Below are 2,759 nucleotides of genomic sequence, written 5' to 3' on the forward strand. Positions count from 1 at the left end.
GGCAGGCTTTTCTCTACCTATACTCCAAGATCTTAGCAAAAGCTTTGTTGAGGGGAAGCATTACCCTAAAGCAGTTATTTTGGTACCTACACGTGAACTGGCAAAGCAGGTACACGCAAGTATAGAAGCGTATGGAAAATATCTTCCTTTAAAAAGTATTGTACTGTATGGTGGGGCAAATCTAACGTCACAGGCAAACAGACTTAAAGCAGGTGTAGACATTATCGTCGCTACAAGTGGACGTCTCTTGGAACATATAGGACAAAAAAATGTTAACCTTGAAAGTGTTGACTACTTAGTACTGGACGAAGCAGATACGATCTTGGATATGGGCTTTGTACATGAAGTGAGTAAAATACTTCAGCATCTTCCTCATAGACGACAAAATGTGCTCATCTCAGCGACACTTTCGGGATCTGTAAAAAGACTGGCAGAACAAATACTCCATAAACCAAAACTCATAGAAGTAGACAGTATGGGAACTTCTGCACATTCTGTAGAGCAGATAGTCTATCCCGTTGAAAAAGAGAAGAAAACAGAGTTACTCTCTTACCTTATAGGTTCACGAAATTATAAGCAAGTACTTGTCTTTACACGTAAAAAAGAAGTAGCGGATGAAGTGAGCAATGAGTTAAATCTTTCAGGACTTAAAACAGCTGTCATTCATGGAGGTAAAAGTTCCGGAGAGAGATCTAGAGCATTGGAAGGTTTCAAGGAAGGAAAAGTACGTGTACTTGTTGCAACTGATATCGCAGCACGAGGGTTAGATATACCTGCGTTAGGTGTAGTGATCAACTATGATATTCCTCACGTCACAGGAGATTATATACACCGCATAGGACGTACGGGAAGGGCAGGGGCTAAAGGCTTAGCCATTACGCTCATCTCACCTATAGAAATGGTAGCACTGAAAGATGTAGAACGTCTTATGGGTAAGAGCATTCCTCAGGAGAAATTAGAAGGTTATGCACCTAAAGTCATACCTAAACAAAAAGGTGCACGTAAAAACCCCAACGAACATAAAAATACAGATGGGGCTTTTGGTAAAAAGAAAACCAAGACAGCTGCTGCACCTAAAAGTAAAAAACGTAAAACGACTAAACGTGATGGGTTTAAAACATTTGATACAGCTAAGCCGAAAGTGGATAAGAAAGATAAAAAACGCGGTAGAGGAAGAAAATAATTCCCTAATAAATAGTGTTTACATGCTCGTAAACACTACTTATTAATATTTAATATCTTTCAAAAATGCCAAGGTTAGTGTATTTTTACCATCGATGAGTTTCTTTCCGACATTGAGTTTTACACTGTGGAACAGAAAAAGTTCTCCTGCATAGTTGATACCTAATATAAAAGTATAGTCTCCAAAAGCAAATTTTTTCAACCCTTTTGCTTCAGGTTTATGAGTAGGGTTCTTGATATAAAAACAAACTTCGTTAGGGAAGTCACTTGTACGTTTGTCATCATCGTTCAAATGTACATCACCCAACTCAGAGGTAACCTGAATAGAGAGTTTCTGATCGAGTTCGTGTGTTCTTATATTATAATCACCAAATGTAAATTGCATCAATATTTCCTTAATTTATATAATAATATTATACCTTGATTCAAATGCTTTTGTATGAATTTTTGTATAAATAATAAGCACACTGATCATTGAAGGAACCTTCAAATATCTATTTTAGCTAATCAGTGTAGTTTATACTTCTTTCAAAGAAAACTTCCCGATCTCTTCTAAAAATGTAGTAGCGTACGATCCCTTAGGAAGATAAAATTCAACCGTAAGTTTTTTGGTAGTACTGTCATACTTTGTTTCTACATCTTTAGGCCATATCCATGCGAAACGTCTGTCACCTTTTAGACTACTTAACTCTGTATCATCATACTCTTCTTCGAGATGGTAGGCATCACTTTTGGCTCTCAGTGCATTTGCTCCACACAGAAGTCCTGTAGGAGAAATCTTTTTTTGTTCGAAGGCTTGTGCACTTTGCTGCATATCTTTCACATAATCACTCTTCCCATAAGGGTAGGGCATAATGATGTCACCTATAAAGAGTTTGAAAAACTGAGGCTGTTTGGCCAAGATTTTAACCAGATCCATAGGATATTGGAGTTTTTTTGCCGCTTCTTCTGCTTTACTGTCCCTAATGATGGCAGAGAGTTTGACTCTTGAAGCCAGCCATTTGTTGTAAAGGTAGCTTTGATAAGCAGAGACAAGCAATTTCTCTTTACTTCCCTTAAGACGTTTGCCTGAATGGGCTATCTCCTTGCCTTGTAGATATGAACGGCTGTCTTCTCCAAAACGTTGGTAACCATAATAGTTCGGTATACCATCAACTTGCATTTTTTTCGCCGTGGTATTGAAAAACTTCGCTTCATTTTCAGAAATATCATGCAAGACAATGGAAAAACGATTTCCTTTGAGGTGTCCTATCTTGATAGGAGCTTTGTTATAGGTACGTTCAAGTATCTCTATCTTCTCTGTCGTAAGGTTTTTGTTCAGTTCTTTTTCATACTTCTTTGGAAGTGAAATGTACTGTATGGTGGTGGCATTTTTATCTTTAAGACCTGCATAACCGATATCACGCTCTTGCAGACCGGTTGCTTTGGCTAGGACGGTGATGAGTTTCCATGTACTCATATCTGTTTTTTTGATTTTGAGTATGAGATAGTTTCCTGTGCCGCTAAAAGCATACAGAGGTATCTCTTCAACAAAAAATCGTTCGACAGTCTGTTTAAAATCAAACTTGAGTGGTGTA

At 37.8% G+C, this 2,759-nt stretch carries 3 protein-coding genes; 1 reads left to right on the top strand and 2 read right to left on the bottom strand.

Annotated features, from left to right (window positions below):
* The coding region (locus tag ABZC96_RS09440) for a DEAD/DEAH box helicase (protein WP_373030701.1) at positions 1-1,183 on the top strand (1,183 nt) is incomplete at its 5' end.
* A gap of 42 nt (positions 1,184-1,225) precedes the next feature.
* Here the strand turns inward: ABZC96_RS09440 and ABZC96_RS09445 are convergent.
* Both ABZC96_RS09445 and truD read right to left on the bottom strand, forming a co-directional pair.
* A complete protein-coding gene (locus ABZC96_RS09445) occupies positions 1,226-1,567 on the bottom strand; it encodes a hypothetical protein (RefSeq protein ID WP_373030703.1) in 342 nt (113 codons plus the stop codon).
* Positions 1,568-1,699: 132 nt separating this feature from the next.
* Positions 1,700-2,759: tRNA pseudouridine(13) synthase TruD (truD, locus tag ABZC96_RS09450; protein WP_373030705.1), on the bottom strand; the 1,060-nt coding region annotated here is incomplete at its 5' end.

This window comes from Sulfurovum sp. (assembly GCF_041551015.1).
Taxonomy (GTDB): domain Bacteria; phylum Campylobacterota; class Campylobacteria; order Campylobacterales; family Sulfurovaceae; genus Sulfurovum.

What these genes read in the sequence shown, in the direction of transcription:
- ABZC96_RS09445 (WP_373030703.1), bottom strand. Translation starts at nt 1,567, where the DNA reads ATGCAATTTACATTTGGTGATTATAATATAAGAACACACGAACTCGAT.